Source organism: Reyranella soli (assembly GCF_007992495.1).
Classification (GTDB): domain Bacteria; phylum Pseudomonadota; class Alphaproteobacteria; order Reyranellales; family Reyranellaceae; genus Reyranella; species Reyranella soli.
The window spans coordinates 1-4,213 of sequence record NZ_BKAJ01000306.1 but is presented as its reverse complement, the minus strand read 5'-3'; the positions used below and the strand labels follow the sequence as shown (position 1 = coordinate 4,213).

Annotated in this window: 5 protein-coding genes; 1 reads left to right on the top strand and 4 read right to left on the bottom strand. The window is 60.9% G+C overall.

The features are described 5' to 3' along the window. Positions 1-328, top strand: a 328-nt coding sequence (locus RSO01_RS48760) for a type VI secretion protein (protein ID WP_218037676.1), incomplete at its 5' end; no start/stop codon positions are given. A 42-nt stretch (positions 329-370) separates the two neighbouring features. Here RSO01_RS48760 and RSO01_RS46110 read toward each other — a convergent pair. The 4 genes from RSO01_RS46110 to RSO01_RS46090 all read right to left on the bottom strand — a co-directional run bounded on the left by RSO01_RS46110 (position 371) and on the right by RSO01_RS46090 (position 3,521). After that, positions 371-730 (bottom strand): P27 family phage terminase small subunit, encoded by a 360-nt coding sequence (locus RSO01_RS46110; RefSeq protein WP_147157361.1) that lies wholly within the window; start codon positions 728-730, stop codon positions 371-373. Positions 731-1,472: 742 nt separating this feature from the next. Then, entirely contained in the window at positions 1,473-2,558 is a 1,086-nt protein-coding gene (locus RSO01_RS46100) for a hypothetical protein (RefSeq protein ID WP_147157360.1), read from the bottom strand. Then, positions 2,534-3,163, bottom strand: a complete 630-nt coding sequence (locus RSO01_RS46095; protein ID WP_147157359.1) for a hypothetical protein — start codon at positions 3,161-3,163, stop codon at positions 2,534-2,536. The genes RSO01_RS46100 and RSO01_RS46095 overlap by 25 nt, the downstream gene beginning before the upstream one ends. 46 nt (positions 3,164-3,209) lie before the next feature. Beyond that, on the bottom strand, positions 3,210-3,521 hold the full coding sequence (locus RSO01_RS46090) for a hypothetical protein (protein WP_147157358.1): 312 nt from the start codon (positions 3,519-3,521) through the stop codon (positions 3,210-3,212). Positions 3,522-4,213: the final 692 nt, after the last annotated feature.

Here is a 4,213-nt window from a genome sequence, read left to right as displayed (position 1 = left end):
CCCAACGCGTGCTCGACCGCCGCGCACTGGCGTGGGACGACCGCATGGCCTTCGCCTACTATTCCCGCAGCGGCATCCCCGTCCGCTACAAGCTCGGCGACGGCCGGTCCATCAGGCCACGTGGACGGGCTCAGACGACAGCGAAGCCATCGGGTCTTGGAGCGGCGCGCCCATCGGCTGGCTAAAGCAACTGGCCAAGGCCGACAAGGGCAAGCTCACCATCGAGGCGCGCGGCATGCAGGGCCGTAACAGCAACTACGAGTTTGACATCGAGGGCATCAGAGAGGCGCTCGGGCCAATCTCGAAGGAGTGCGGGTGGTCGCTGTGAGGCGCATCTTCGATCTTCTCCTTCGAGGGTGAGGCGCTTCGGTCAATCAAGGCGATCTGGTTTTTCGTCCAGGTAGGCCCTGAGCCGGGACGGCGCGCCCAGCCCCATCGGCGCGGCGGCCCCGATTGCCGCGCGCGATGCCGGTGAGAAGCCCATCTCGGCGCCCGCCCGCAGCATGATTGTCGCCTGCCGGTTCACGATAGGCAGATACGGGTTTTGGACCGAGTTGCCATCGCGCGTTTTCACCACTTGGCCAAGCTTGCGAACCTCCTGGGAAGCACGCGCGTGCTCCCCTGCGGCGGTGACCCACACCGCCAAAATCTCTCGGTCAGTCTTGGTGAGCAGACCGAGGGGCGAGTGCTCTATTGCGTAATGCCATTGGGCCTTTTGTTCGTCATCCATCTAAGCAGGCGGTTGGCCGAGGATGCCAACCCCTTCCGACTGCTCCTTGCCGCGATGATGACCAGGACGCCCATGCAGCGCCGCCAGCACAGCCGGAACCGGCTTACGACCCCGTCGCATAATATTGCCCTCGATTACCCCCCTAGTTTCTATTTCGGGGGCGGATTTGGAAAGCGGCCTACGGCGGTTTGGGGCGGTCACCGTTTACACCGATCCCCCCACCCGGAGGCCCGACGATGGGCACCGGGGGCCACACAGGGCCTCGCTGTGGGCAGAGGGTGGTTGTGTAGCCACCCTCTCGGCGTTTCAAACGTGGAGCCAACTGTGGGCCTCGACCTTGGGGCTCGACCTGAGGGGGTGGGTAGGCCTGAGCCCTAGGGCCTGCCGGGCTGAGCGAACCCCTGGTCCTTGGCAGTTCGCCTGCTGTGGCAGGGGTGGCACCCGCTCCGTAGGTTGGACCAGGTGAGACGTAGGTCGGGGTGGGTGACAACGCTTAGGCGAGCAGCGAATGGATACTGGACCACACGCTCGACATCCTCACGCTGCTCGAACTGCCGCTACGGTACGACCGCCAGGACGCGCGCCGACTGCCGCGTCGCCTGCGCCGGCCTTCGTGCCTGGCCGCGGACCTCGATGACCTGTCGAGCAACCCGCTGGGTAGCACTGCCTAGTCCCGACATGAGGTAGCACCAAGATCGCGCGCCTCCAGCAGCAAGTCGCGGCGACTTACTGCTGCACGCCCTCAACCACCCCCATCGGTCGCAGCCGGAGAAGTCTCCTCTGCCGGGGTGAGTTGTGCTTCCATGCCGGCGTCACGGAAGACATTGAAGATCAGCTTGGCACGCCGAGAGCCCTGCTCGTGCGCAGCAATTCTGCGACATGCTTCGAGGAAGCTCTGGCGGGCGCCACCGAAGTGAACATCGTACACGCCAGGGTTCCTGAGGAAGTCCAGGCTTTGCAGGAGTAGGAGTTTCAAGTCGGCCCCAGTCGTGGCAAGGATAGCTGCCTCGTAGTCCGCGGGTAACACGGACTTCATGAACATTGTCTCGCGGCTGCCCCAGCCTTGATCGTCTCTTACGGTCCGACAAACTTCGAGGAGCGTCGCACCGGCCTGCTTCCGGGCCAGCATCGATTGCAACTCGGCAGCGATGTTCGGGTGTAGAGGACGGCGAAAGTAATTGTCGTTTGGGTCCAGGTCTGGCTCTTGCCCTGCAGGATAGCGCTTTCGAAATGATGCCAGCCACTCTTCCACAAGCTTCTGACCCAAGTCGCCACTTCCTGCCAAGGACATGGCTTCGTTGTGCAGGTGAGTCTCGCCGTACATATCCAGCAGGCCGACGTCTGGAAGCATCCCTCTCAGCTCCTCAACTAGCTCTGCCTCCGTGACCTCGGGGTGCCAGGTGGAGCGTTCCCCGAACTTCTTGAAACGTTCGCGAGCAGCCAGCTCTCGATCTTCAGCAAGGTATCGGTCGATTATCCGACCCACGGCAGCGCCTTCAATCAATCCCGACTTAAGGTAGGCGACGACCAAAACTTCAAATTCGTCGGTTCCAAGTATCCCGAGCTTGTCGAGCAGCAGCAGCCAGCGTTCCCGCGCCTTGTCCTCGGGCGTATCCTCCTCGCCGAGCTTCTTCCTGTCGTGCGCCAGCATCCTGGACTCAAGCGGCGAGGTGCCGAGCACGAAATCGAAGCTAGGACCATCTTCAAGGCCCTTGTAGTAGATCGCGCTGAGAAGCGTCGCCGAGGGAATAACCCGGGTGAGCACGTCTGGCGGCAGCTCTCCCCGGTCCGGGAGCAGACGGTTCACCACCCGGATGATTTTCCGCACAATTCGAATGTTCGTAACGTGGCAAGCTTCGACAGCAGGCTTGATCTGCGTGGTATATCCTGGTCGATCACCTTCTCGCGGAGCGGCTCCCATAGCTTCTTGTCCTCGAGTTGGTCGCTGTTGAGGATCAACAAAATGCGGCAGCCGTGGTTCTGCACGCAGTCGTCAATGAAGCCCAAGATCTCGTCGATGCTTAGGTTCTGGTGCTTACGCTCAATATCATCGATTACAATGCAGCGGTCCTTGAGCAACCAAGGGGCCGCGATCAATTCCAATTCGTCGAGTGCAGATAAACTGGGGAAAATGCGTTGGAGCACCTTCTTAGCGCCGGCGTAGCGTTTCGTGAGGGTGTCAGTCAACGTACCGCCTGCCTTAAGCTTGGGCAGCACTTCCTGAACGACCTTGAATTTGAGGTCGGCGATGCGTGCCAATCCGAACAGGGAGACATACACGGCATCCTTCATTTTCTTGTCCGCAGATGCTCCCTGCACCTCCTTCCAGAGATAACTCTTGCCCGTGCCCCACTTACCGGACAGAGCGATCACGCGGTTATCAGCATCCCCAAGTAGATCGACGAAGTTCTCCTTGCATTTTGCAAGTGTCATGGATGTTCCTCCCCCATGAAGCCGCCGCCAAACGACGGTTCACTGTTCAGCCGGCGGTGCCGTTCGACGTGTGATCGGCAGGCAGGTCGCGCCAGCCCTGAGCGCGTCTCCAATAAAAGTCGCGGTAGCCGAGGATCGCGGCGGCAGCGAACGGTCCCGCGCGCAGTGCGGTGTTTAGAGAACGGAAACGACCAAGCTGCTCGGCGGAAAACGGCGACGCGATGCGCGTGCGCTGCGGTCCCCGGCCGTAGATGACGAGGTGACTTTCGCTGATGAGGATCGGCTGCCGATATTCGCGGAGCTTTCTTTCGACGGCGGCCAGCATCTCTCGGTCCCTGGTGCCGATGCCGCCGTTCATCAAGCTCGGCCATTTCCAATCGGAATAGAACGTTACGCCATAGACCTCGATGTGAGATCAGGTGGCACCCGAGAAGTGGGTCTTGCGGATCGATGCGTAGCGTGCGCCACTCGCCCCGGGCCGGAAGGTCGGCTTGCTTGCGCAACAGCGCGGCGATGGCCTCGCAGAAGGGCTTGTAGTGCAGGGGTGGCGGCATACGGTAGTTCCGAAAATGCAGATTTGCGCCGAAGCGATTTAGGTCGGGGTGCTTCTCGCGAAACTCCGCAGAATAATCGATCAACTTGTCCCACGCGGCGTCAACCTCGCGGCCGCTGCGATAACCATACGAGACGACCTCGACGCCAAGCTGCCCGACAGGTGTGTCGATCACGAAATCCGGATGCTCGCTCTCTGATACCGCTCCGACGAAGATACTCTTCAGCAAAAAATCGCTCTTCGTTCTTTTGCCTTTGACGGGTCATCGGCTGGTCTCACGCGATTGGTGGAGTTCGACTTTAGACGTGAGTTTCGGTTGCGTCCTCACATCACGTGTGGACAACCACGGGAGCCCTAGCTGCGCACTCTGCTAATAGCGCTGGCCGACGTCTGGTGTATCCAGCACTGCCGAGCGCCCAGTCGCTCGCCGAGTGCCATTATGGACACATGAGATGCAAGGACGAGGACACGTTTTCGATGAAGCGGCGGCGGATGCC

Bases quoted from the DNA above. Each gene is read 5' to 3' on its own strand.
- RSO01_RS46095 (WP_147157359.1), bottom strand. From the start codon at position 3,163: ATGACACTTGCAAAATGCAAGGAGAACTTCGTCGATCTACTTGGGGAT.
- RSO01_RS46110 (WP_147157361.1), bottom strand. From the start codon at position 730: ATGGATGACGAACAAAAGGCCCAATGGCATTACGCAATAGAGCACTCG.
- RSO01_RS46090 (WP_147157358.1), bottom strand. From the start codon at position 3,521: ATGAACGGCGGCATCGGCACCAGGGACCGAGAGATGCTGGCCGCCGTC.